The 25562-nt window shown below is 62.7% G+C and carries 20 protein-coding genes and 1 pseudogene; 9 read left to right on the top strand and 12 right to left on the bottom strand.

Translation table 11 applies throughout. The features are described 5' to 3' along the window. Positions 1-43: 43 nt before the first annotated feature. The 5 genes and pseudogenes from X735_RS152550 to X735_RS01000000165810 form a co-directional block, all read right to left on the bottom strand. Positions 44-802, bottom strand: coding sequence for a 5'/3'-nucleotidase SurE (locus X735_RS152550; protein ID WP_023811037.1), 759 nt, complete (start codon positions 800-802; stop codon positions 44-46). Continuing rightward, the gene (locus X735_RS152555; RefSeq protein WP_023811036.1) at positions 799-1965 is read right to left on the bottom strand and encodes an MBL fold metallo-hydrolase; all 1167 of its coding nucleotides are present in this window, start codon (positions 1963-1965) and stop codon (positions 799-801) included. Before X735_RS152555 ends, X735_RS152550 begins: the two co-directional genes overlap by 4 nt. Then, positions 1965-3044: an ABC transporter ATP-binding protein gene (locus tag X735_RS152560; protein ID WP_023811035.1), complete on the bottom strand. Its 1080-nt coding sequence runs from the start codon at positions 3042-3044 to the stop codon at positions 1965-1967. The genes X735_RS152555 and X735_RS152560 overlap by 1 nt, the downstream gene beginning before the upstream one ends. Next, on the bottom strand, positions 3032-4735 hold the full coding sequence (locus X735_RS152565; protein ID WP_023811034.1) for an iron ABC transporter permease: 1704 nt from the start codon (positions 4733-4735) through the stop codon (positions 3032-3034). Before X735_RS152565 ends, X735_RS152560 begins: the two co-directional genes overlap by 13 nt. An 86-nt stretch (positions 4736-4821) precedes the next feature. Beyond that, a pseudogene (locus X735_RS01000000165810) lies at positions 4822-5540 on the bottom strand (extracellular solute-binding protein). 257 nt (positions 5541-5797) lie between these two features. On the opposite strand from X735_RS01000000165810, the gene X735_RS152570 reads away from it, so the two are divergent. Continuing rightward, the gene (locus tag X735_RS152570; RefSeq protein ID WP_023811033.1) at positions 5798-6769 is read left to right on the top strand and encodes a sugar-binding domain-containing protein; all 972 of its coding nucleotides are present in this window, start codon (positions 5798-5800) and stop codon (positions 6767-6769) included. 45 nt (positions 6770-6814) lie between these two features. Here the strand turns inward: X735_RS152570 and X735_RS152575 are convergent, their stop codons facing one another. The 5 genes from X735_RS152575 to X735_RS152595 all read right to left on the bottom strand — a co-directional run bounded on the left by X735_RS152575 (position 6815) and on the right by X735_RS152595 (position 12035). Then, the gene (locus tag X735_RS152575) at positions 6815-7183 is read right to left on the bottom strand and encodes a hypothetical protein (RefSeq protein ID WP_013529317.1); all 369 of its coding nucleotides are present in this window, start codon (positions 7181-7183) and stop codon (positions 6815-6817) included. 114 nt (positions 7184-7297) lie between these two features. Beyond that, complete coding sequence (locus X735_RS152580) at positions 7298-8674, bottom strand: pyruvate dehydrogenase complex dihydrolipoamide acetyltransferase (protein ID WP_023811032.1); 1377 nt, start codon at positions 8672-8674, stop codon at positions 7298-7300. 3 nt (positions 8675-8677) lie between these two features. Beyond that, the gene (locus X735_RS152585) at positions 8678-9676 is read right to left on the bottom strand and encodes an alpha-ketoacid dehydrogenase subunit beta (protein WP_023811031.1); all 999 of its coding nucleotides are present in this window, start codon (positions 9674-9676) and stop codon (positions 8678-8680) included. Continuing rightward, positions 9676-10704 (bottom strand): thiamine pyrophosphate-dependent dehydrogenase E1 component subunit alpha, encoded by a 1029-nt coding sequence (locus tag X735_RS152590; protein WP_023811030.1) that lies wholly within the window; start codon positions 10702-10704, stop codon positions 9676-9678. Before X735_RS152590 ends, X735_RS152585 begins: the two co-directional genes overlap by 1 nt. Positions 10705-10706: 2 nt before the next feature. Then, positions 10707-12035, bottom strand: coding sequence for an NAD(P)H-dependent oxidoreductase (locus tag X735_RS152595; RefSeq protein ID WP_023811029.1), 1329 nt, complete (start codon positions 12033-12035; stop codon positions 10707-10709). Between the two features lie 386 nt (positions 12036-12421). On the opposite strand from X735_RS152595, the gene X735_RS152600 reads away from it, so the two are divergent. From X735_RS152600 to X735_RS152625, 6 genes are all read left to right on the top strand, one after another. After that, positions 12422-13369 (top strand): MurR/RpiR family transcriptional regulator, encoded by a 948-nt coding sequence (locus tag X735_RS152600; protein ID WP_023811028.1) that lies wholly within the window; start codon positions 12422-12424, stop codon positions 13367-13369. 46 nt (positions 13370-13415) lie between these two features. Next, the gene (locus X735_RS152605; RefSeq protein WP_023811027.1) at positions 13416-14858 is read left to right on the top strand and encodes an amidase; all 1443 of its coding nucleotides are present in this window, start codon (positions 13416-13418) and stop codon (positions 14856-14858) included. Between the two features lie 74 nt (positions 14859-14932). After that, complete coding sequence (locus X735_RS152610) at positions 14933-16465, top strand: ABC transporter substrate-binding protein (RefSeq protein WP_050592685.1); 1533 nt, start codon at positions 14933-14935, stop codon at positions 16463-16465. Between the two features lie 74 nt (positions 16466-16539). Continuing rightward, complete coding sequence (locus X735_RS152615) at positions 16540-17478, top strand: ABC transporter permease (protein ID WP_023811025.1); 939 nt, start codon at positions 16540-16542, stop codon at positions 17476-17478. Then, complete coding sequence (locus X735_RS152620) at positions 17475-18326, top strand: ABC transporter permease (protein WP_245273208.1); 852 nt, start codon at positions 17475-17477, stop codon at positions 18324-18326. The genes X735_RS152615 and X735_RS152620 overlap by 4 nt, the downstream gene beginning before the upstream one ends. 1 nt (position 18327) lies before the next feature. Beyond that, positions 18328-20007 (top strand): ABC transporter ATP-binding protein, encoded by a 1680-nt coding sequence (locus X735_RS152625; protein WP_023811023.1) that lies wholly within the window; start codon positions 18328-18330, stop codon positions 20005-20007. A gap of 41 nt (positions 20008-20048) precedes the next feature. Here X735_RS152625 and X735_RS152630 read toward each other — a convergent pair whose 3' ends face one another. After that, entirely contained in the window at positions 20049-20234 is a 186-nt protein-coding gene (locus tag X735_RS152630) for a hypothetical protein (protein WP_127295204.1), read from the bottom strand. Between the two features lie 122 nt (positions 20235-20356). Continuing rightward, the gene (locus X735_RS152635; RefSeq protein ID WP_023811021.1) at positions 20357-20890 is read right to left on the bottom strand and encodes a TetR/AcrR family transcriptional regulator; all 534 of its coding nucleotides are present in this window, start codon (positions 20888-20890) and stop codon (positions 20357-20359) included. Between the two features lie 146 nt (positions 20891-21036). Between X735_RS152635 and X735_RS152640 the strand changes: the two genes are divergently transcribed. Both X735_RS152640 and X735_RS152645 read left to right on the top strand, forming a co-directional pair. Then, complete coding sequence (locus tag X735_RS152640; protein ID WP_023811020.1) at positions 21037-22383, top strand: efflux RND transporter periplasmic adaptor subunit; 1347 nt, start codon at positions 21037-21039, stop codon at positions 22381-22383. After that, positions 22380-25463: an efflux RND transporter permease subunit gene (locus X735_RS152645; protein WP_023811019.1), complete on the top strand. Its 3084-nt coding sequence runs from the start codon at positions 22380-22382 to the stop codon at positions 25461-25463. The genes X735_RS152640 and X735_RS152645 overlap by 4 nt, the downstream gene beginning before the upstream one ends. Positions 25464-25562: the final 99 nt, after the last annotated feature.

Genomic DNA, 25562 nt, shown 5'->3' with positions numbered 1-25562 from the left:
CGCTGACAGGTTGGTGATCGGATGACGACGCGCAGACCCCAGGTCAGCCAGTTTGCCGCTGGCGCGGGATCCTGTCCAGAAACCGTTCGTCCAGCCGTGTCTCGCCAAACCAGTTCAGCCGGTTGATGCTGATAAAGCCGGCATCGATCGCCTCGTTTTCGTCACCCGGCTCACTTGCATGAGCGCGCCCGCGCGGCACGGTGATGACCGTGCGTTCGCCGTCGCTTTCCACGATCTCGGCCTTGCGGGCGATCTTGTCGCGGCCGATGCGCGGCTGCCGGATTTCGGCCGGCAGCAAGGTCGGCAGGTTGATGCTCAGCCAATGCCCCTCAGCGGCCCAGTCGGCGCGCGATTGCCACAATGAAGCGATCAGCGCGCCAAGCCATTGGTCGTCGCCATCGGTGAAATCAGGATTTTTCACGCGTGAGAAGCCGATGGCTGGAACGCCCCAAAACGTCGCCTCCCGCGCAATGCCGAGCGTGCCGGAATAGGCAAGGTCCTCGGCAACGTTGCGGCCATCGTTGACGCCCGACAGCACAAGGCCCGGTTTGTCGGAATCGGCGAACAGCCAGGTCATGGCGCTTACCACGCAATCGGCCGGGGTGCCGGAACAGGAGTACCAGTTCGGCTTGACGCGCCCCATGGTCAACGGCCTGGCAATCGTCAATGACGAGCCGGCAGCAGTGCGCTTGCCGTCGGGCGCGACCACCCAGACATCGTCGCTCAACCCGCCGGCCGCATTGACCAGACGGGCAAGCCCCGGCGCTTCGATGCCGTCGTCGTTGCAGATCAGAATTCTCATCGTTTTTTCGCCTCCGACACCACTATGCGCTGGCCGGTGCGGCATTGCGTGCGCAACGACGGGATGTGGGTTTGCAGATCGCCGAGAAGGTCCGGCGTGCAGGAATGACCGAGTGCTGCGGGACGCCCGGCCTTCTCCCAGATGTCGACATTGCCCGACAGCGTCGGATGGGTCGGCATGCGCACCCAGTCCGCCCGGCCGGCCTTGTGCAACAGATCGCCCGGCGAACCTGACGGCAGATGGCCGGTAAGCAGCACCGGAAAACCGGAATGGTCGGCACGCGGCAAGAGGCGCGACGACGGGCCGGCCTCACCCATACCGTCATCCGCCAGCAACGGCATTGGCGGCAGGGGATCGGCATCGGTCCAGTCGGCTGCGTCTTGCAGGCGGCGAAGCAAGAGTTCTGAGACACCTGGCAACAGGGATGCGGTGGCGCCGATCTGCGCTTCCAGCGACGAACGCATGCCGGCATGGATGGCGAACGGCCCCGGCAAGGCCGCGATCAGCTCCAGCGACCGACCCGAGAGCGGCGTCGGCAAAAGACACCCGCCCGAATGCGTCGCAACCCACTGCGATATTTCGAGCGCCCGCGCCGCCCCCGGCACCGGATCGGCGCCATAGGAAGCATCGAGGACAAGCAGGTCGCAGTGCGGGATCGCGTCCATGACGAAGACATTGCTGTCCGGCACCACATCGGCCGAATAGGCGACGCGGCTCTCGCCATCGTCCACGGCAAACCAGACGCCGCCCACCACATGCCCGGAGCGTCCCGTCCGGATCGTGAGATTTCCGCTCTTCAGCGTATCGCCGGGTTCGAACAATTCGATGCGGTCTTCGGGAAAAGGGAACCGTCTGAAATCCTCGGGCTCAGCATAGCCGGCGAGCGTGGCGGGCGCCTCATTGCGGGTCTCCGCCGTCATGAAGATCGGGCCGGCATAGCCGCGCGACAGCAGCCAGCTCAGCGCGCCGACATGATCCTCATGGGCATGCGAGACGAACAGCGCATCGATGTCGGCGGCCGACCCGTTCAGCGCCGGATAGTAGTCCGCCCCCGAGGCGCCGACCTTGATGCCGACGTCGAGCAGGATGCGATCCTTGCCGCTGCTGACAGCAAGACTGGTGCGGCCCTTTTCGCCAAAGCCGCCGAGTAGGTCGAGCATCATCACGATGCCGCCCCCACCGCCGGGATCAGCCAGCCGGACCTTATGCGCAGACGCGCCCGGGACCCGCTTTCCAGCATGACTGGGTCGGGCTGTTCGAAGTGCAAGGTGATGTCGGGACTGGTCGAAGGCGTGAATTCGATACGCGCCGAGCCACCCTGATAGATCACCCGCTTGACCAGGCCATCGAAGCCGGGGCCATCCGGCGAAACGTCGAGATCGGCTGACCGGCAGCAGATCTTGGCGCCAGCGCGCGGCCGCTCGCCTGGCCGGCAGCGGACAATCAGTTCAGTCCCGAGAACCCGGACCTTGCAGTGGCCCGCCTGCTCCGCGCTCAGCACGTCGGCGGGCAGCAAAATGCCTTGCGAAATGAAGGATGCGACCATTTCATTTGCCGGCTCATGATAGAGCTCGCGCGGCGTCGCCAGCTGGGCAAGGCGCCCGCCATCCATCACCGCGATGCGGTCGGCCAATGCCATCGCCTCGGCCTGATCATGGGTGATGTAGACGATAGTGGTGCCGGTGCGCTTGTGGAAGGATGCGAACTCGTCCTCCATCGATGCCCTCAGATGCACGTCGAGATTGGCGAGCGGCTCATCGAACAGCACTAGCGAGGGCGCGGCGACAAGGCAGCGCGCCAGCGCCACGCGCTGGCGCTGGCCGCCGGAAAGATTGGCCGGCCGACGCTCGCCCAGCCCTTGCAGATTGACAAGGGCCAGTGCGTCTTCAACCTTCCGGCGGGCGACGGCCTTGTCGAGCTTCGCCACCTTCAGCGAATAGCCGATGTTCTCGGCCACCGTCATATGCGGCCACAGCGCATAGTTCTGGAAGACGATGCCGACGCGCCGCTTTTCCGGCGCGACGCTGCCGCCCTTGCCCGACACGACCTCGCTGCCGATGCGGATTTCGCCCGACGTCACTTTCTCGAATCCGGCGACGAGCCTCAGCAACGTCGTCTTGCCGCAGCCGGAAGGGCCGAGCACTGCCAGGAACTCGCCGTCGGCGACGTCGATCGACACGTCCTTGACGGCATCGAAATTGGCGAAGCTCTTGGTCACATTGTCCAGGCTCAATCGCGCCATGGCAGCACTCCGGTCGGAAGGTAGGGGGCAAGCAGATTGGTCACCAGCATTAGCACGAAAGTGACCGCCACGGTGATGACGGACATCGCCGCCGCATAGTTGGAATCGCCGCCCTGCTCGAAGGAGAACATCACCACGCCGATCGTTTCTGAGCCCGACGACCACAGCAGTGCCGAAACGGTAAGTTCGCTTAAGGCCGTCATGAAGATCAGCAGGCCACCGGCGATCGCCGCCGGTGCCACCAAGGGAAAGATGATCGTGCGCATGCGGGTGAACAGCCCGGCGCCTGCCACTTGCGCCGCTTCCTCCAGCGCCCGGTCGATCTGGTGATAGCCGCTGATGGTTGGCCGCAGCGCCAGCACCAGGAAGCGGGCGAGATAGGCGTAGAGGATGATCCAGACCGTGTTGTAGAGCTGGATGCCGGTCAGCGGGATCGGCCGCAGGAACATGAGCAGCGAGGCGATCGCCAGCACCACACCGGGCAGAGCATAGGGCAGTTCCACCGACAGATTGAGCAGCCGCACCCAGCGCTGCTTGCCCCAGGCGATCAGATAGCCGATCGGCACGGCGACCAGGACCGCGAAGAACGCAGCCGCGATCGACAGCCAGAAGCTGTTGAAGAAGGCACGGCTGGCGGCATCATGCTCGAACAGCACGAAGCGATAATTGTCGAAGGTTGCCGTCTTGGCGGTGAGCGCGATGCCGTAGCCCGGCACCAGCGATGTCAGAACCAGCCCGAACAGCGGCAGGAACAGCACCACGATGATCAGCAGCCACATGCCGGCCTGCACGGCCGGCCGCCATCGGCCGAGTTCGTATGGCTCAGCCGCCAGCGACGTGGAGCTGATGCGATAGTCCCGGCGGCGGCTCATGATCTCCTGGGCAAGGATGCCCGCCATGGCGATGATACCGATCAGCACCGACAGGAATGCGGTTTCGCCGAGCACGGCGGGGCCGCCGCCGGCCAGCTTCTGATAGATCAGCGTCGGCAGCACGAGATAGTTGGCGGGAATGCCTAGAAAGGCCGGAATGCCGAAATTGCCGACGCAGGAGACGAAGGCGAGTGCGGCGGCGGCCATGATCGAGGGCGTCATCAACGGCAGCACGATGGTGACCAGCATGGTGAACCAGCCGGCACCGCCCGCCCGCGCCGCTTCGATCAGTTCGCGCGGCAGCTTGCGCAGGCCGGCGCGCACCAGCAGGAAGACCAGCGGGCCATACTGCACGCCGAGCAGCAGGATGATGCCCGATGTCGAATAGAGCGGGTTCCTGGTCCCGAGCGGCGGTGCCGCCCCGAACAGCTTGAGGAACGGGCTTGCCGGGCCGAACAATTGCAGCCAGGCCAGCGCCGTCACCTGCGGCGCGATCATCAGGGGCATGACGTAACAGAGCACCATGGCGCTGCGAGCGCGGATATCGGTCAGCGTAACGAGCACTGCCACCAGCGTTCCCGACAGCACCGCAAGCAGGGTGCCGCCGATACCGACGACCAGTGTGTGCCAGGTGGCGATCCAGGTCGCCGGACTGGCGAGCCCCGCCTTTATCGCGACGGTCGACAGCGTGCCGCCGGGTGCCACGATTTCCTTGATCAGGCGCAGCATCGGCAGCAGCGAAAGCAGGACGATGACGATGGCCACCGCCGCCGTCAGGACCATTTCCTGGCCCCGGCTTTCCCTGATCCGTGTTGACATGATTGCTTTTCCTGGGATTGATCAGCCGATGCGCTCGGATTTCGCAGTCGGCATGCCGCTAGGGGCACGCCGACTGGATTGCCGGCTCAGCCGCCGAACAGTTCCGAGAACTTCGCCTTGTCGGCGTCGGTCTTGGCGACGATTGCCTTGGTGTCGAACGACATCACCTTGACCTTGACGCCTTCCGGCAGCCATTCGGGGCGGCCGACCGAGGCACGCGCCGGCAGATAGCCCATCGAAAGCGCCAGCTTCTGGCCGTCATCGGAAAGAATGAAGTCGACGAACTTCTTGGCGCCATCGACATTCCTGGCGGTCTTCATGATGGCGACCGGTTCGGTCACTGCCGGCACACCTTCCGAGGGGAACACGAATTCGACCGGGGAACCTTCGCCGCGGTGTTGTAGACGATGCCGGTGGTGATCAGCTTGCTGCCGAAATAGGTCTTGTCGGCATCATAGGCATCCGCTTCGATGCCGTCGAGCTTTGCCTCGGGATAGGGCAGCAGCCGGTCGTCCTTCTTCAACAGCTCCATGCTGACCGCGTCAGCGATCAAAAGCACATCGGGCTGCGGGCTGCCGGCGGCAAACTCGGCTGCCATCTTGGTCAGGATGTCGCTCGTTCCCGAGCGATAGATATTCACATCGATACCCGGCTGCGCCTTCTTGAAGGCATCCACGGTCTTGGCCGCGTCGGCTTCCGGCTGGGACGTGTAGAGAGTCAGTGTTTCGGCGTTTGCCACGCCGGCAAACAAAGTTGCCGCGAGCGCCAGCTGGCTGGCCAGCAGCTTGATGAAGTGCGTCTTCAATGAGACCTCCTGTCTTTCTGTGCATGACCGGTCCGGCTCTGGCCGGCTCCCCGTCTCTTCCTCCCTGCACGGCGCATATGACTGGTGGATGACACAGCGCGTGAAACCCACAAAATATGTTCATATGTACGATGTCAATTACAAATGAACAAAACTGTGCGACAATCGACGCGCCTGCGATCGGCATCAATTGACATCCGGCCGGTGTTTCCTTGATGAGCACCGATCAGGCCACGGCTCATGAGGGACAGGAACCGATGACCACGGAAAAACCCAGACAGGCTCGCCTGCCGATGGTCTCGTCGGACCTTACCGTCAAGACGGCATGGCTCTACTATGTCGAAGGTTTTACCCAGGAACAGATCGCCGAAAAGCTCGATGTCTCCAGGGTGAAGGTCATGCGTACGCTGGCCTCCTGCACCGCCGAGGGCATTGTCGTCACCATGATCAACGCACCGACCGCCGGGCAGGTGGCGCTCGAGCGGGAACTGGAAAAGCGCTGGGGTCTGAACGCCGCCGTCGTCATCCCGACACCTTCGGCGCATGACCATCTGGAGAAGGCCATCGGCCATGCCGTCGCGGCCTATCTCGGCGAGCAGATGCAGGACGGCATGACGCTGGCGATCGGTGGCGGCGCGACCCTGCATGCCAGCCTCGGCTTCCTTGCCCGCCGGCAATTGAAGCGTGCCTGCGTGGTGGCGCTTGTCGGCAGCCTGCCGCACTCGCAATGGATCAATCCATCCATCGTTGCTGCCAAGGTCGCAGACGTCTTCGAGGTCGACAGCTATCAGATCACCGCGCCGGTGACGGTCGACAATTCCTCGCTGCGCGATCTCCTCTGGGCGCAGCCGACCCTGCAGGATGTACGCCAACGCGCGGCCGCCGCCGACATCGCGCTGCTCACCGTCGGCGACATGTCGCCGGACGCCACCATCTTCCGGCACGGCATCGTGCCCTCATCGCTGATCGCTCCGCTGAAAGCGAAGGGCGCGGTCGCCAACATGCTGTGCTATTTTGTCGATGCCGCCGGCGGGCTGGTCGACCACGAGGTCAACAGCCGCGTCATGGCCATCGATCTCGATGTGGTCAGCAACGTGCCGAATGTGGTTCTCGCCGCGGGCGGCAAGCGCAAGGTCGCGGCGATCCTCGCCGCGCTGAAAGCCGTCGACACCAACGTGCTGATCACCGACAGCGATACCGCCACGGCGCTGCTTGCCAAGGGCGGCTGAGCCGGTTCGACTGGCCCCGGTGTTTCCCGCTACCCGTGTTTCCCGCTAAATGAGCCCGCGCTCGCGCAAAAAATCCTCGACACCGACATGGGTCATGGATTCGAATTCGGCGATCGCCTCGGCCACCCGCTTGCGCTGCGCCGCCAACAGCGTGAAAACCTGCTTCATCTCGCCGGAAACACCAAAACGGCTCCAGCGCTCGGCGATATGCGTGGGCAGGCCGATATCGGCGCAGAACGCGTCCAGGCTGTCATAGCCGAGGCTGGCGACAAGCTGCCTGGTCTCCTCCGCCGACATGCGCGGCTCGAAGGCGTGGTCGTGCAGGCGCTGCGCCACCAGCTTGATATCGGATGGCGACGCGCCCATGACCTTGCCGAACAGGGTTTTGACGTCAGATGGGTCGAATGCAGGCATATTTGGCCTCCCTGGATCGCAATCCAGATAGAACATGGGTCAAGGGTCGGCGCCTGACAAGTCGTTTCTGTTTTAAGCCGGCGCATCATTCGGCGCCGGCTTCTGCTTGGTGGATCAGACCAGCAGGCCCATCGGATTTTCAAGGAGGTTCTTGAAGGCGACCAGCAGTTCGGCACCCAGCGCGCCGTCGACGGCGCGATGGTCGGTCGACAGCGTCACCGACATCACGGTGGCTATTCTGATCTCGCCGTTCTTGACCACTGCCCGCTCCTCGCCGACACCAACGGCCAGGATGGTCGCATGCGGCGGGTTGATGACGGCGGCAAAGTCCTTGATGCCGAACATGCCGAGGTTGGACACCGCCGTGGTGCCGCCCTGATACTCTTCCGGCTTCAGCTTGCGGCTGCGCGCCCGGCTGGCCAGATCCTTCATCTCGTTGGAGATGGTGGACAGCGTCTTTTCGTCGGCATGCCGAATGATCGGNCCGCCCGGGATCGACACGGCGACGCCGACATCGGCATGCTTGTGCTTGACCATGGCGCTTTCGGTCCATGAGGCATTGGCATCCGGCACTGCCTTCAGCGCCATGGCCATCGCCTTGATGACCATGTCGTTGACCGACAGCTTGTAGGCGGGCGCATCGCCCTTATCGGTCTTCTTCACCGGGGCTGCGGTGTTGATCTGCGTGCGCAGCGCCAGCAGCGCATCGAGCTCGCAGTCGAGCGTCAGGTAGAAATGCGGGATGGTGGTCTTGGCCTCGACCAGCCGCCGCGCAATGGTCTTGCGCATATTGTCATGCGGGACGAGGTCGTAGGAGCCCTGTTCGAACAGTTTCAGCACCTGTTCGTCCGACATTGCCTTCACCGCAGGCGCAGGAGCGCCAGCAGGAGCCTTGGCGGCAGGCGCCGCCTGGGCAGCACCTCCACCGGCAATCGCCGCGTCGACATCCGCCTTCACCACCCGGCCATGCGGGCCGGTGCCGGCAATGCTGGCAAGGGCAAGACCCGCCTCGCGGGCCAAGCGTCGGGCAAGCGGTGTTGCACGGCCGGCCGATGGCGATTGGCCAATCTCCCCCCTTGTGGGGGAGATGCCAAGTGGCGGCAAAGAGGGCAGGGCAGAGGGGGGCGTGACAGCATGCGACGTTGGCGGGGCAGTGCCCCCCTCTGTCGGCTTCGCCGACATCTCCCCCACGGGTGGGGAGATTGGCGCTTTGTCCTGCTTTGTCGCAGCGACATCAGCCCCATAAGCCTCATCGTCAGCATAAATCCACGCGACGGCAGCGCCGACCGCAATATCGACACCTTCCTTGCCGCTGACATCGCGCAGGACGCCGCTGGCCGGCGCGTCGATCTCCATCGCCGCCTTGTCGGTCTCGATCTCGAACAGCACATCGCCCTTCTTGACGTGCGCGCCCTCCTCGGCGAACCAGCGCGAGATCTGTCCGGTCGCCATGTCCATGTCGACCTTGGGAAGAATGACTTCGGTCGGCATTTCTCAGCGAACCCCTTTCACGAGGTCGCGCGCGGCGGTGATGATGTCGGGAACCTGCGGCACCGTCGCTTTCTCAAGTTCCGGATTGTAGGGGATCGGCGTTTCGGCGCCGCCCAGCCGCACGATCGGCGCATCGAGATAATCGAAAGCCTCGCTCTCGGCGATCATGGCACTGACTTCGGCGCCGATGCCCAGCGTCTTGACCGCTTCGTAGACGCATAGCAGCCGCGACGTCTTCTTGACGCTGTCGATGACGGTCTGCTTGTCCATCGGCCGGATGGTCCGGAGATCGACGACTTCGACGTCGATGCCTTCGTTCTCCAGCGCGGCAGCTGCGTCGAGCGCCTTCTGCACCATGATCGAGGTGGCGACGATGGTCAGATCCCGGCCCTCGCGGCGGATATCGGCCTTGCCGATCGGCACGGTGTAATAGCCTTCGGGCACCGGTCCCTTCATCTTGTAGAGCAGCTTGTGCTCGAAGATCATGACTGGATCGGGATCGGCGACCGCCGCCAAAAGCATACCCTTGGCATCATAGGGCGTCGCCGGCTGGATGACTTTCAGACCCGGCACATGGCCGAGCCAGGCCTCGAGGCTCTGGCTGTGCTGAGCCGCCGCACCAGTCCCGGAACCGGCGGGAAAGCGCATCACCACGGGAACCGAAACCTCGCCGCCCAGCATGAAGCGCATCTTGGCCGCCTGGTTGACGATCTGCTCCATGGCAAGCGTGGCGAAATCGGAAAACTGGAACTCGAAGATCGGCCGCATGCCGGTGAGAGCAGCGCCCACCGCAACGCCCGCGCCACCCAGTTCCGAAATCGGTGTGTCGATGACGCGGTCAGCGCCGTAACGTTCGACCAGGTCGCCGGTGACCTGGAAGGCGCCGCCATAGACACCGATATCCTCGCCCATCAGGAAAACGCGTTCGTCCATGTCCATGGCGATCGCCATGGCTTCCTGGATCGCTTGGGCGTAGCTCAGTTCACGCACCATCGCGTCCATCACGCCTGCTCCGTATACACGTAATTTCCGGTCTCGCTGATATCGGGCGATGGGCTCGCATTGGCGAACTCGATGCCCTCGGCGATCTCTTGCGCCACGGCATCGCGAATGGCCTCGATGCCCTTGTCGTCGATGAAGCCGAATTCCCTGAGCTCGCTTTCGAACAGAGTGATCGGATCGCGGTTCGACATCCAGTCCTCGATCTCTTCCTTGGTGCGATAGCGGTTGCGGTCGCTCTTGGAATGGCCGCGATGGCGGTAGGTCTTGGACTCGATCAGCGTCGGCCCCTCGCCGGCGCGGGCTCGGGCGATAGCCTGATGAGACGCCTCAGCGACCTCGGAGAAGATGTTGCCGTTGACGATGACACCCGGCATCGAATAGGCGGCGGCGCGCTCGGCGATGTTCTTGACCGCGGTCGAGCGGGCCGTCGATGTCGACATGCCATAGCCATTGTTCTCGCAGACGAAAATGACAGGCAGCTTCCAGACCGCCGCCATGTTGAGCGCCTCGTGGAAAGCGCCTTCATTGTTGGCGCCATCGCCGAAGAAGGAGACCACGACCTTGCCGGTCTTCATCATCTTGGAGGACAATGCCGCCCCGACGGCGATCGGGATGCCGCCACCGACGATGCCATTGGCGCCGAGATTGCCCTTGCCGACATCGGCGATGTGCATCGAGCCGCCACGGCCCTTGCAATAGCCTGTGGTCTTGCCGAAGAACTCGGCGAACATGCGCTTGACCTCGGCACCCTTGGCTATGCAGTGGCCATGACCGCGATGCGTCGAGGTGATCTGGTCATCCTCGGCAAGCGGCATGCAGATGCCCATGGCGCTGGCTTCCTGGCCGATCGACAAATGCATGGTGCCGTGGATGAGACCGCGCGTGTAGCACTCCTCCGCGCCCTCTTCGAAGCGGCGGATCAGGTACATCTTATGGAGCACCTCCCTGAGCTGCTCGGCGCTGTAGTGGCGGTAGACGAAGGGCAGATTGGCGCGACTGTCAGTGACGGCTTTGCTGGCTGTGGCCATGATCACGCTCCCACGGACCCATAGACGAGCTTGTCCTGGCGGGCGCGCAGTTCGGCGATCTTGGAGCCCGCCGCGGGCGCTGCATTCGCGTAGGTTATGAGCTCGCCCTTCTTGATCGGCGCGGTGACCGAGCCGCCCTGCAGCAGGCCGCAGGGAATGGCCTTGGCGGCGCGCGCCTCAGGCGTCGTCATGATCCAGGCACGATAGCAATATTCGCCGATCGCATCGAGCTTCTCGCCGGGCTTCATGTCCTTCTTGGCCACGGCGGCGACTTCGGCCACCGGTTTGGCCAGCGGCACCATGTCGGCCTTGCCGTAGAGCACGACGCGCGCGCAGGTCAGCGGCACTTCGAGCGAGGTCAGGTGATAGGGACGATGGAAAGTGAAATACGGGCCCTTGCCCATCTTCAAATCTTCCATGCGCTCGGAGATGCGCGGATGCGACATATCGGCAACGACGAAGACGCCGGGCGCGACACCCTTGCCGATCGAATAGTCGACGACGCCGACCCTCGACAGCACGCCGCCATCCTTCTGCGGCACCAGCACCTTGGACAGTTCGCCAAGCGTCGCCGCCGGGCCATGCATGCCGGCCTTGTCTGGAATCAGGCCGGTGGCATTGGCGATTGTCGCCATCTCGACCATGGTCTTGGAGCCGTCGACGAATTCGACCAGCATCCGCACATTCATGTGCCGGCGCTTGGCTTCCTCCTCATAGTCGGGGGGAATGGCGTCGATGTTGAGCGGATTGTTCTTGCCCTTGCCTGCGGCAACGATCGGATGGCCCATGGCCGAAACGAATTCGATGAGTTCCATGCAGGAGGACGGCTCGTCGCCGGCGCCCAGCGAATAGGTGACGCCGAGCCGGTCGGCCTCGCTCTTCAGATAGGCGCCGATGGTGACGTCGGCCTCGACATTCATCATCACCAGATGCTTGCCATGTTCCATGGCGCGCAGCCCGATCTCGGCGCCGACGGCGGGAACCCCGGTGGCGTCGATGACGACGTCGATCAGATCGTTGTTGATGACCAGATTGGCGTCGTTGGTCACCGCGACCTTGCCGGCTTCCATCGCCGCCGTCATCGCGGACGCGCTCGAGACTTCGCGCGCGTGCCCGGTTTCCTGAAAGGCGATATCGACGGCCTTGCTGGCGGCAGGCAGGTTCAGTTCGGAAATGGCGCCGATCTCGATGCCCGACATATGGGCGACACGAGTGACGATGTCGGTTCCCATCTCGCCCGAGCCGATCAGGCCGATACGGATAGGCTTGCCCGACTTGGCGCGTTCCTCGAGATCGCGGGCAAGGCCCGTCAACGAAACATTGGAAGCCATACCGCTCGTTCCTCCCATAATGCAGGCTTGTTCGATTGCCTGACGGGTATTGAACATCTGTATTTCTGTCAAGACTAATGTCCAGATTCTCGTGCTTAAAACCACTTTCCCGGCAGCCCGAACCACGGAGGAAAACGAAGCTGGGAACCGCGCGGCGCGCAAAGACAGGTTCGCTCGCAGTCGCGCTGGAACAACGCCAGCGCGGAACGCTTTTTGGGATTATGGACGGCTGTGAAATAAAAATACCGGAATATAAAACTATAAAATTTATCTTTCATGGCGTGTTCTCGCGTGCTAGCGTCGCGTCACGACTGGAAATGGAGTGCGCTTCCTGGGGTGGCATTTTCCGGTCTGTTCCAAATAGGTCTGCCAAGGGACAGCGGTCGATGAAGACGAAAACGCCTGGCGGGAAGGCTGTGTCCGGAGAGACTGAGGTGGCCAGTGCGCTGGAAGCCAGGTTGCGTGAGGGCTGGCTGGATTTCGCCCGGACCGAGCAGGCAATTGCGCGATACCTGCTCGCCAACATCCATGACATTCCCTTTGAAACTGGCGCCACCATTGCCGTCGGCGCCGGTGTAAGCGAGGCAAGCGTCACCCGTTTCGTACGGCGTCTCGGTTACACCGATCTCAAGGAAATGAAGCGTGGCCTGCGCTCCGCACCGAAAGCCGGAGGCCCGGGCCTGGACAGTGCCGAGTTGCGTTTCCGCATCGGCGGCGAAAAGCGGGAGCGGTTGGCTCGCAGCCTGGAGATGGAGCAGCAGGCCTTGACCGCGGCCTATGGCCTTGCCCAGGGCGAGATGTGGTCCGAAATTGTTCATCTGCTGAGCACCTGTGATCGCGTGAACTGCGTCAGCTTCCAGGCAGTGAAGGGATTGGGGCTCGATTTCGCGACGCGTCTGCGCTGGGTGCGGAGCGATGTCCGCTTTGCCGAAGGTTTGGGCGGCACGTTCTCGGAAATCCTCACCGACAGCGGCGAAAATTCTTGTGTCCTGCTGATCGACACAGCGGAATACGCCGCGATGAGCTTTCGGCTTTGCGCCCAGATCAAGCGCCGGAAGATTCCTCTGATCATCGTTACCGACAAATACAGTCATTGGGCATCTGAATACACAAAACTGGCGCTCGAAGTATCGACGCGCGTCGACCTGTACTGGGATTCGACGGCCGCGATAAGTTCGGTTCTGAACCTCCTCACGCATTCCGTTGCCGAGAAACTCGGCAAATCGGCCGAGACGCGGATGAATGAGCTGGAGGATATCGCCGGGATCCTGCGGACCTTCCACAAGCCGCCACGGCGCGTCGCACGGCACATCAAAGAAGAAGGCGAAGAATGACGATGCATCACCCGTTGCTGAAACCGTGGACAGTCAGGGCAAGCGCATGAAGTTGACGGAATACGCCGCCTATGACGGCGTTGGTCTGGCCGATCTCCTGCGCAAGCGGGAAGTTACGCCGCGCGAACTGGGAAACTGCATCCTTTCAGGGATCGCCGCGGTCAATCCGCAGCTCAATGCCGTGATCGAAACCTATGCCGATGCGATCGAAGCGCTCGGCGAGGATCCCGGACCCGCACCTTTCCACGGCATGCCGACATTGACCAAGGATTTCCCCATCGAAGCCGGCCGGCCGGGAGAGTTCGGCAGCGTTCTTGCCAAGGGTTTCATCTGCGGCGACGATCACGCCTTCTGGGTGAAAATGCGATCCGGCGGCCTTGCCAATATCGGGCGCACCACCACGTCGGAATTCGGCATAGCGGCGGCAACCGAATCCTCCCTCTATGGTGCGACACGCAACCCCTGGGATACCAGCAGGGGTGTTTCGGGATCGAGCGGCGGCGCAGCGGCAGCCGTTGCCGCCGGCATCGTTCCCTTCGCGCAAGGCGCCGACGGTGGCGGCTCCATTCGCACCCCCGCCGCCTTTTGTGGTGTCGTCGGCCTGAAGCCGTCTCGTGGCCGGATCAGCGGTGCGCCGGAATCGAATGCGCCAATGCTGGGTCTCGCCATTTCATTCATGCTGACACGCTCGATCCGCGACACGGCGGCTTTGCTTGATCTGGGGTCTGGTGCGCTTCCCGGCGACAGCTATGAGATCGTCCCTCCAACCACCAGCTATGCCCAGGCGATCAAGACGCCACCAAAGGCTTTGCGCATCGCCCTGTGTACAACGTCCTGGTCCGGCTATCCGCTCGACGCCGAGGTGAAGGCGGCAGTTCTCGAAGTGGGCAAGAGGCTGGAGCAACTGGGCCACAAGGTCGTCGAAGCCGGGCCTGTGTTCGATTATGAGCGCTATCTGGCGGCACAGAAAGTGATCTGGGCAGCTTCTACGGCGCAGTCGCTCGACGAGTTGGCGGGCTTGCTGCGACGGCCAGTCGAAGAGGCCTGCCTGCAGCAGACGACACTTGCTGTCTATCGCCATGGCCGAACGCTGGACGCGGCAAGCCTGATCGCGGCCCTCGCTGTTTATGACCAGATCACGCGGACGGTTGGCGAATTCCTGGCCGTCCATGACGTGCTGGTGACGCCGACTTGCGCGATCTCGCCGGAGTTGCTCGGCACGTACAACCCGGATCGTCCCGGCCGCGACATCGATACGGTGTTCGCCGATCTGGCGCCGAAGGAGACGTTCAGCGCGCTCTTCAACGGCACTGGATCGCCGGCGATATCTCTGCCGCTCGGCTGGACGCAAAACGGCCTGCCGATCGGCGTGCAGTTTGTCGCCGCATTCGGACGCGACGATCTGCTGCTACGGCTAGGTGCGGTGCTTGAGGCCGACTACGCCTGGCACCAGCGCAAACCACCTGCCCACATCACCAAGACTGCTTGAACCAACAAGGACTGCTTGAACCAACAAGCATGGAACCGCCCCGGGAACATCATCAACGAAAATGGGAGATTGTCATGGACCGCAGAGTATTCCTCAAAAGTGCGGCGTTTGCCGGCTTCAGCATCGCGACGTTGCCGGCCACATTGCTTCGAGCCAATGCTGACGGCAGCAAGATACTGCGTATGGCCTATGGGGCCGAGGTTCTCACCCTGGACCCGATCAAAACCACTTACGGAGCCGATATCCTTATCCAGGGCATGATGTATGCACGCCTGCTGCATGCCAATGCCGATCGCACAGAAGTCGGCCCGGGCCTTGCCGAGAGCTGGGACATCGCGGATGACGGCAAGACCTATACCTTCCACCTGCGCGAGGCCAAATTTTCCGATGGGTCGCCGATCACGGCCGAGGACGTGGCGTTCAGCTGGAACCGCATGCGCTTCCAGAAGGATTCCGCCTATGCGGCGCCGTTTCAGCCCCTGACCAAGGTCGAGGCAAAGGACGCCAGGACAGTGGTGATGACGCTCGACCGCAAATTCACGCCCTTCCTGACGCTGACCGAAATCTGGAATACCGGCATCGTGCCGAAGGCAGCGGTCGAGAAAATGGGCGACGACGCTTTCGCCAAGGCGCCGGTCACATCAGGGCCGTTCAAATTCGTCGAATTGAAGCCGGGAGACCGCGTGGTCCTTGGCCGCAACGAGCATTATTACCGCCAAGGCGAGCCCAAGATCGACGGCGTCGAATTCCGCTATGTCCCGGACGACAACACCAGGGTCTCGATGTTGCAGGCGGGCGAACTCGACGTCTGCCTCGCAGTTCCGGCCCCGCGCATGGCCGAGTTGAAGGCCGCCGGCTTCCGGGCCGACCCTGAACCTTCGAGCACCACCTATGACATGCTGATCAACCATTCGGCAGAACCCTTCAACGACCTCAAATTCCGCCAGGCCGTCAGCTATGGCATCGACCGCACGGCCATCAATGCCGCGGTGACGCTGGGTCTCGGCACGCCGGCCAGTTCCATCATGAGCCCGACGCTCGATTTCTTCGACAAATCGCTGCCAGTCATTGCCCGAGACGTCGAAAAGGCCAAGGCCCTGCTGGCAGAATCCGGCAAGACCGGAGCCAGTTTCGAACTCATCCAGAATGCCGGAAGTGCCGACGAGGAAAAGGCGGCGGTGCTGATCCAGGCGCAGTTGGCGGAAGTCGGCATCACCGTCAACATTGCCAAGATCGATTCAACCCAGGCATGGACCCGCCTCGCCGATGGCGAGTATCAGGCGGAAATGAACTGGTGGTACAACGAGACGCGAGATCCCGACAACGCATTGCGCTGGTGCGTCTGGGGCGCGGGCGACAACAAGTCCTACTACACCCGCTACAACAACGAAACGGTCGACAAACTGATCGATGAAGCCTCGGGTGAGGCGGACAATGCCAAACGGGCCGAGCTCTATGCCCAGATCCAGAAGACCGTGGTGGACGAGGTGGCGCAGGTGGCGCTCTATCACCCGACGTGGCTCAACGCCTACGCTCCGAGCGTGAAAGGGTTGGTCCTGAACGTCGGCCTGCAATTCTCGTCCATCGGCGGGACCAGCCTGGATTGATCAGCACAGGATGCGAGACGGGGACGAGACACTTCGTCCCCGTCTCGCATCGATTTGACACCAGGATCCCGACCATGAATCGATTCTCCTTCGTGCTTAGACGGCCGATACAGTTGATCCCCGTGCTGCTGGGTATCAGTGTGATCACCTTCCTGCTGCTGCAAATGACACCCGGCGATCCGGTTCGCCTCATGCTTGGCCCCAAGGCCAGTCAGGAGGCGATCGAATTCGTGCGGGCGCGATACGGTCTCGATCAGCCCATCCCCGTGCAGTATTTCTATTACGTGCTGAATTGCCTGCGCGGCGATTTCGGTCAGTCGATCGCCTTCCGGGGTCCCGTCAGCGGCGTCATCGCGGCACGGATCGCGCCAACGGTTTTCTTGATCCTCTATGGCCTTGTCATCTCGCTGCTGTTGACATTCGCGCTCGCGGTCACCGCTGCCCGGCAGCGCGGACGGTGGATCGATCACCTCATCCGTCTCGTCTGCGTCGCGGGCGTCGGCGTGCCGTCCTACTTTGTCGGCCTGCTGTTGATCATGGGCTTCTGCCTGCGGCTGAAGATTTTCCCGGTATCCGGTTACGGACCGACCTTTATCAACAATCTGTGGCATCTGTTCTTGCCGGCCCTGACGATCGGTATCGGGGTGACGCCGATCCTCGCGCGCAATCTGCGCGCGACCTTCATTCAGCAGCTGGACAAGGATTATGCGATCGCCTGCCGCTCCAGGGGCCTGCCGGAAAGCTACATCTTTTCCCGGCATGTGTTCTGGAATTCCCTGTTGCCGACAGTCAATCTGCTGGGCGTCGTGGTCGCCTTCCTGATCGGCGGGACGGTCGTTGTCGAAAATGTCTTCAACATTCCAGGGCTCGGCAACCTGCTCATCCGCGGCGTTCTCACGCACGACCAGTTCGTCGTCCAGGCGGTGGCCCTGCTGCTTGCCGTAGGTGTCGTCATTTCGAATTTTGCCGTCGATGTCTTGACCGCCATTCTCGACCCGAGGGTGGAATTATGAGCGATGTGATGCGAGGCAGCGGCTCCTTGGCCATGGCGCGGATCCGCACGATGCCGGCAACCTTGGCCATTGGCGGCGCCATCACCTTGGCCTGGATCGTCGTGGCCATTCTGGCGCCGGTGCTGACCAGTTTCGACCCGATCAAGGTCGATGTGATGCAGGCGCTGAAACCACCTGGCGCCGAGCATTGGTTTGGCACGGACGCCATCGGCCGCGATGTCCTGGCGCGGACACTGTTTGCCGCGCGCTACGATCTCGCCATGGCCTTCTTCGGCGTGGTCGGTCCGATCATCCTGGGGACGACCATCGGCCTCATCGCCGGCTATCTGGGCGGCAGGATCGATGCGGTGCTGATGCGCATCCTCGAGGTCACCGTATCATTTCCCTATTTCGTCCTCGTGATCGCCATCGTGGCCGTGCTGGGGCCCGGCCTCAAGAGCTACTTCATCTCGCTCACCTTGGTGAACTGGGTCAGCTATGCCCGACTTGTGCGGAGCCAGGCGCTGGTGCTGCGCGGCGTCGATTTCGTGCTGGCGGCACGTGGCATGGGTTTTGGGCATTTGCGCATCATGCTGTTCCACATCCTGCCGAATGCCATCGTCCCATCGATCGTCTTCGTCATGACCGATGCCGTGCTGGCCATCGTGCTCGGATCATCATTGGGTTTTCTCGGCCTCGGCGTACAACCGCCGACGCCCGAATGGGGCGCCATGATCGCGGATGGGCAGACCTACCTGACGACCGCATGGTGGATTGCGATCTTCCCAGGCATCGCCATCTGCCTTCTGGCGCTGGGCCTCTCCTTGACCGCTGATGGTCTCGCCCGCCTCCTGAACACGGAATCCTGAGATGAGCGACCTCGTCAGCGTCGAGAACCTCACCATCGACTTCACCACCAATTTTGGCGACGTCCACGCCCTGCGCGGCGTCAGCTTTTCACTAAAAGCGGGAGAAGTCCTTGGGATCGTCGGTGAATCCGGATCGGGCAAGACGGTGGCCTGCAGAGCCATCCTCAAGCTGATTGCCGGCAACGCACTGGTGAAGTCGGGCCGGATCATGTTCGAGGGCAGCGATGTCCTCGCCATGAAGGATGCCGAGCTGGGCCGGCTGCGCGGCGGGCAAGCGGCGATGATCTTCCAGAACCCGTCGACGCATCTTGATCCGATCATGACGGTCGGGCGTCAGGTGGGCGAGGCGATGGTGGTCCATCAGGGCATATCCTGGCGGCAGGCCAATGCGCGGGCGGTCGGACTGCTCGAAGACATGCATATCAAGGACGCGTCAAGGCGCGCGGGCGCCTATCCTCACGAGCTGTCCGGTGGCATGCGTCAGCGGGTGATGATTGCGGCGGCCCTTGCCTGCGAACCGAAACTGCTGATTGCCGACGAGCCCACGACGGCACTTGATGTCACGGTGCAAGCTCAGATACTCGACCTGCTCCGCGGCATCCGGCGTGAACGCAAGTTGTCGGTCATTCTGGTCTCTCACGACCTTGGCGTGATCGCGGAAATGTGCGACCGCGTCGTCGTCATGAAGGACGGTGCGGTGCTTGAAATCGGCTCGGTCGATCAGATCCTGCGTGACCCCGCCCATGAATACACGAAGCGCCTGATCGCTTCCCAACCCTCGCTGATGAAGCCGACCACGCATGCCTGCCCCGTGGCGACGGAGCCGCATCTCCTGGTGAAGAACCTGTGCGTGAACTTCTACCCTGGGCAGAGCCTTGCGGCCTGGGCGACGCGCAAGCCGCCGCAAATCGTGCGCGCCGTCGACAATGTTTCGCTGGCATTGCGGCGCGGTGGGGCGCTGGGGATCGTCGGCGAGTCCGGTTCCGGCAAGAGCACCATAGCCCGGGCTATTGCAGGCCTTGTGCAGCCGCAACAAGGAGAGATCGAGGTGGACGGCCAATCGCTCGATCGCGCACTGAGGCAGCGCCGACCGGAGCAGGTTCGCAAACTGCAGATGGTGTTCCAGGACCCGTTCATGTCCCTCAACCCGGCGTTTACGGTTGCGCGAACTCTGGCCGAACCGCTGCGGCAACAGAACATCTGCCCGGAAAGAGACATCCCGGAGCGGATCCGTGAGCTGATGGAAAAAGTGGAATTGCCACGCCAGTTGCTGGACCGACGCACCACGCAGCTTTCCGGCGGCCAGCGGCAGCGCGTCGGCATCGCCAGAGCCCTGGCGCTGGAGCCCGAGATCTTGATCGCCGATGAAGTCACCTCCGCTCTGGACGTCACCATCCAGGCCCAGGTGCTCGGCCTCTTTGCGCGGCTGCGCCGCGAATTGTCGCTGACGCTGATCCTGATTTCCCACGATCTGGGCGTGGTGCGTTATCTCTGCGAGCACGTTGCGGTCATGCAGCACGGCAAGCTGGTTGAGTATGGCGATACGGAAGACGTTCTGGATCGTCCGCAGCAGGCCTATACCCAAGAGTTGATCGCCGCTATCCCGAAACTCTCGCGTCGAACGAGCAGCGGAATCCAACCAGGAGACACCCCGCTACTGGCCGCCGGAAGCAAATGCTAGACTAAAGCCTTCAGGGCCGAGCGTGATCGAGCACGGCAGCGTCAGCACCCAGGCAAGCAGCAAATTGCGTCGGGCGTTGCCGGAACGACGGCGGCGAACGGTTCCGGCTGCAATGGGGCGACGCTGCGCACGCCGAAGGCGGGCAGGAACCACTTCGCGCTGCCCGATTGTTCCAGCGGATGATCCGGTCTCGGAATGCCCGCCTCGCTGGAAACTATATCCACCATGTCCCACTCCAGATGCATTGCAGCAAAGAACTGGGAAGAACGCTATGGCCGCACGATGAACCCTGTGTGACGCCGGCGAACCGCGTTGATGCACAGGCCTGGCCGAAAAGCGGGTGGGCGACCTATTTGGCGATCTCGAGCAGGGACGATACCAAAAGCTCGCGCTCGTCTTTCGACAGGACATCCGAATCGAAGAGGTTCATGCTGCGCAATCCCTCGATGGCGAGATAGCAGATCAACAGCGATTTGAGATCCGGCGTTTCGCCCTTCAGCCGCTCGAAAAGCTGCCGCTTGAAGGTCTTTATCGGCATCATGAAATCGGGATCCTCGGCGATTGCCGAGAAGATCCAGGACGCCGACGGCTGCTTTTCCTCGCAATCATTGGCCGACAGCCTGATGTAGACGGCCAGGGGATTTTCGTCCTTGTCATTTGTGCGGGCGGCTTCCAGCGCGTGCTCGAACTCACGCAGATAGCCTTCGACCAAACCTTGCATCAATTTGGCCTTGGTCGGGAAGTTGTAGAGGAGCCCTCCCTTCGACACGCCGGCACGGCTGGCGACGGCATCCAGCGACAGGCTGCCTGGTCCGGATTCCCGGGCAACATCAGCCGCCGCGGCGAGAATCTTCTCGCGCGAATTCGGTCGTTGGGCTCTCATGGTGCCTCCCATCGCAAGCTTAGGCCCAATTGACAAGACCGTCCAGACGGTACAGTAAGACCGCCATTATTTGAAATCGGGACCCGCAGTCGATATGTGTCCCGATATCCGCGCTTCGCGCCGGATTTTCGACTGAGGGGACTTCCTTGTTCAAGCGCATACTTCGTATCTTTATCATCGTTCTGGTTCTGGCCCTGCTCGTCGTCGTGGTCGGCGGCATCGTCGGCTTCAACTTCCTGCGTGACAACGGCATCAAGCAGTACTTCGCATCGATGAAGCCGCCGGCGGCAACCGTTTCGACAACCATCGCCAAGCCTTCGGCCTGGACGCCGGGCGTCGAGGCGATCGGTACGGTCAAGGCCGTGCGCGGTGTCGACCTGACGGTCGAGACCACCGGTATCGTCAAGGACATCCTTTTCCATGCCAACCAGAAGGTGGCGGACAATGCGGTTCTGCTGCAGCTCGATGACGCCGTCGAGCGCGCCGATCTCGACGCACAGAAGGCGCAGGCCGCGCTCGATCAGACATCGCTTGCCCGCGCCATCGAACTGACCAGGCGTGGCGTTGGCTCCGACTCGACGCTGGACACGGCGCGTGCGGCGGCCTCGGCCTCGGCGTCTCAGGTCACCAAGCTGCAGGCCGTGCTCGAGCAGAAGCAGTTGACGGCGCCTTTCGGCGGCACGGTGGGCATTCCGAGGATCGATATCGGCCAGTATCTGGCGCCCGGCACCGCCGTGGTGACATTGCAGGATCTCGACACGATGCGGGTCGATTTCTCGGTTCCCGAACAGCAACTCGCTCTGCTCAAGATAGGCCAGACGATTCGATTGGGCTTTGGCGGTGAGGACAGGCCATTCGCAGGCGCCATTCGCGGCATCGACCCGAAGATCGACTCGTCCAGCCGGCTGGTGAACATCCGGGCGGAAGTCGCCAATCCCGATGGCAAGCTGACCCCCGGCCAGTTCGTGCAGGTGCGTGTCGAGCTGCCCGAAGAGCAGAACGTGCTGACCCTGCCGCAGACGGCGCTGACGACAAGTCTCTATGGCGACTACATCTTCGTGGTGCAGCCAGCCAAGCCCGCCGAGGCGGCGCCAGCTGCCAAGCCGGAGGAAAAACCCGCCGCGCCGGCAGCCGACAAATCGGCTGATGCCAAGCCTGCGAACACCAAGCCTGCGGACACCAAGCCGGCCGATGCGATGAAGCCGGCGGCTGATGCAGCCAAGCCCGCCGCCGATGCGGCAAAGCCGACTGACCAGGCTCCCGATGCGGCCAAGCCGGCGGCGGAAGGTGACAAGCCCGCGCTCGTGCTGTCGCAGGTGTTCGTCAAGCCCGGCCGCCGCAATCAAGGCATGGTCGAGATCGTCGAGGGGCTGAAGGCTGGCGACGAAGTCGTCACCGCCGGTCAGAACCGCCTCTTCAACGGCATGTCCGTCGTTGTGGACAACACCATCGACCCGACCAAATCGGCAAACAAGCAGGCCGGCCAGCAATGAGCATCTCCGATCTCTTCATTCGCCGGCCTGTTCTTTCGACGGTCCTTGGCTGCATGATCCTGCTTCTGGGTTTCCAGGGCATCTTCAACCTGTCGATCCGGCAGTATCCGAAGGTCGACGAAACGGCGATCACCATCACCACGGCCTATCCGGGCGCCAGCGCCGATCTGATCCAGGGCTTCATTTCCGCCCCGATCGCGCGCGCCGTCGCCTCGACCGAAAACATCGACTACGTCACCTCGTCCAGCCGCCCGTCCTCCAGCACCGTGACGGTGCAGATGAAGCTCGGCTCGAACCCCGACGTCGCGCTGACCGAAGTTCTGTCCAAGGTCCAGGGCGTGCGCGGCACCTTGCCGGACGCATCGAAGGACCCTGTCATCGTGAAGGGCACCGGCCAGCAGTTCGCGATGATGTACATCTCGATGCAAAATCCGAACATGACGAAGGAGCAGCTTACGGAGTATATCGAGCGCGTCATCAGGCCGCGCATGTCGACGGTCGAAGGCGTCGCCGACGTGCAGATCTTCGGCGCCCAGGAATACTCGATGCGCGTCTGGATCGATCCGGTCAAGCTTGCCGCGCGCGGCGTGACGGCCTCAGAACTGCTGACGGCGATCAACAATTCCAACTTCCTGTCGGCGCCCGGCAACACCCAGAACGAGTATGTCGTTTCCTCGATCACCGTGCGCTCGACATTGCAGACGCCGGAGGCCTTCGCCGAGCTGCCGCTGCGCTCGACTGACGGCAATGTGGTGCGGTTGCGCGACGTGGCCCGCGTCGAACTCGCCGCCGAGAACACCGACACCAGGGTCTCGTTCAACGGCAAGCCCGGCACCTTCCTCGCCATCTTCCCGACGCCGGCGGCCAATCCGCTGACCACGGCGGCGGCGCTCACCAAGCTGGTGCCACAGATTCAGGAGACACTGCCGAAGGGAATGACGATCGAGGTCGTCTACGACGCGACCGGGCAGATCAGCGCCTCGATCGAAGAGGTGTTCAAGACCATCGCCGAGGCGGTTGCCATCGTCATCGTCGTCATTCTTCTGTTCCTTGGCTCCTTCCGGTCGGTGATGATGCCTATCATCACCATCCCGTTGTCGCTGATCGGCGTCTGCTTCCTTTTGTTTGCGGTCGGCTACTCGATCAACCTGCTGTCGCTGCTGGCCATGGTTCTGGCGATCGGCCTGGTCGTCGACGACGCCATCGTGGTGGTGGAGAACATCCATCGCCATATGGAAGAAGACCACATGTCGCCGATGCAGGCCGCGTTCAGCGGTATGCGCGAAATATCGTCGGCCATCGTTGCCATGACCATGACGCTGGCCGCCGTGTTCGCGCCGCTGGCCTTCACCGGCGGCCTGACCGGCGCGTTGTTCCGTGAATTCGCGGTCACGCTCGCCGGCTCGGTGGTGCTGTCGGGTGTCATTGCCATCACCATCACCCCGATGATGTCGGCACGCCTCTTGAAGTCCGGCACGCCGGGCCGTTTCCAGCGCATTGTCGACGGCACCTTCGCGCGCGTCGAGCATGTCTATGAACGGGCCGTCACCGGATCACTGAACTATCGCCCATTGACGCTGATCATCGTGCTTGCGCTTGTCGGCGTCACCGGCTTCATGTTCACCAAGACCTCGAGCGAACTGGCGCCGGAAGAAGACCAGGGCTTTCTGCTCTCGATTGTGACGGGGCCGCGTTATGCGACCTCCGATTACACCGAGACATACGTCAACCAGATCCTCGGCCTGGTGAAGGATATTCCCGAAACACGGGCGCAGTTCTCGGCCGTGGCCTTCGGCGGCACGACAAACAGCGCCTTCGTCGGCTATGCCTTCAAGGACTGGGCGGAACGCAAGCGCAATTCGAAGGAACTGCAGGCCGACATTACGGCCCGTATCGCCAAAGTGGCCGGTGTCGAGGCCTTCGTCTTTGCACCGCCGACGTTGCCGGGCTCCGGCGGCGGCCTGCCCATTTCCATGGTGGTGCGATCGACGGGCGCTTCCTCGGAGGTGTACGAGGTGGCCGAGCAGATCAAGAACAAGGCGCAGGCCTCCGGCCGCTTCATCGTCGTGCAGAATTCGATGGCCTATGACGCGCCGGAGGTGACGGTGACCATCGACCGCGACCGCGCCGCGGCGCTGAACCTGCCGATCGCCGATATCGGCCGCACGCTGACCTTGCTGGTCGGCGGCGCCGAAGTGGCGCAGTTCGACCGCGACTCCAACAGCTACGACATCATCCCGCAGGTGCCGCAAGAGTTTCGCGACAACCCCGACAAGCTCGGCGAATACTTCGTGCGCAGCGTGACGGGCGAGATGGTGCCGCTATCGGCGGTGGTCAAGATTTCGACCAATGCGGCGCCGGCGGCAATCGAGCAGTTCAACCAGCTGAATTCGTCGACGATTTCGGCGCTCCCGCTGCCCGGCGTCACCACCGGCGACGGGCTGAAGGCGCTGGAGGACATTGCCAAGGAGAGCCTGCCCGACACCTTCTTCCTCGACTATTCCGGTCAATCGCGGCAGGAAAAGGAACAGGGCAACACCATCCTGATCGCTTTCGCGGCCGCCGTGGTCGTCATCTATCTGGTGCTGGCGGCGCAGTTTGAAAGCTTCCGCGACCCGCTGATCATCATGATGGCGGTGCCACTGTCGATCTTCGGCGCGATCGTGCCGCTCAATCTGGGCCTCGGCACGCTCAACATCTACACGCAGGTCGGCCTGATCACACTGATCGGTCTGATAACCAAGCACGGCATCCTGCTGGTCGAGTTCGCCAACCAGCAGCGTGAAAAACATGGCATGCGGCGGCGCGACGCCATCATCGCCTCGGCCAAGGTGCGCCTGCGGCCGATCCTGATGACGACAGCGGCGATGGCGCTCGGCGTTGTGCCGCTGATCACGTCCAGCGGCGCTGGTGCCGCGGCCCGCTATTCGATGGGCCTGGTCATCTTCACCGGCATCCTGGTCGGCACCCTGTTCACGCTCTTCGTCGTGCCCATGTTCTACACCTTCATCGCCAGCAAGGATCTGCCTCATTTGGCGGAGAAGCCGGACCCCAAGCTGATGCCGGCACTGCCGAGCTAGGGCGGTCGAGGGAGTCCCGCCCGGAAATGTGCAGGACAAATCGATGGAAGCAAAAGAAAAGAGGCCGGGAATTTCCCGGCCTCTTTCTTTTTGGCTGGG

It is taken from the genome of Mesorhizobium sp. L2C084A000 (assembly GCF_000502875.1).
In the GTDB taxonomy this organism is placed as follows: domain Bacteria; phylum Pseudomonadota; class Alphaproteobacteria; order Rhizobiales; family Rhizobiaceae; genus Mesorhizobium.
The sequence above is the reverse complement of the archived record's forward strand: the minus strand, read 5'-3'. Positions and strand labels throughout refer to the sequence as shown.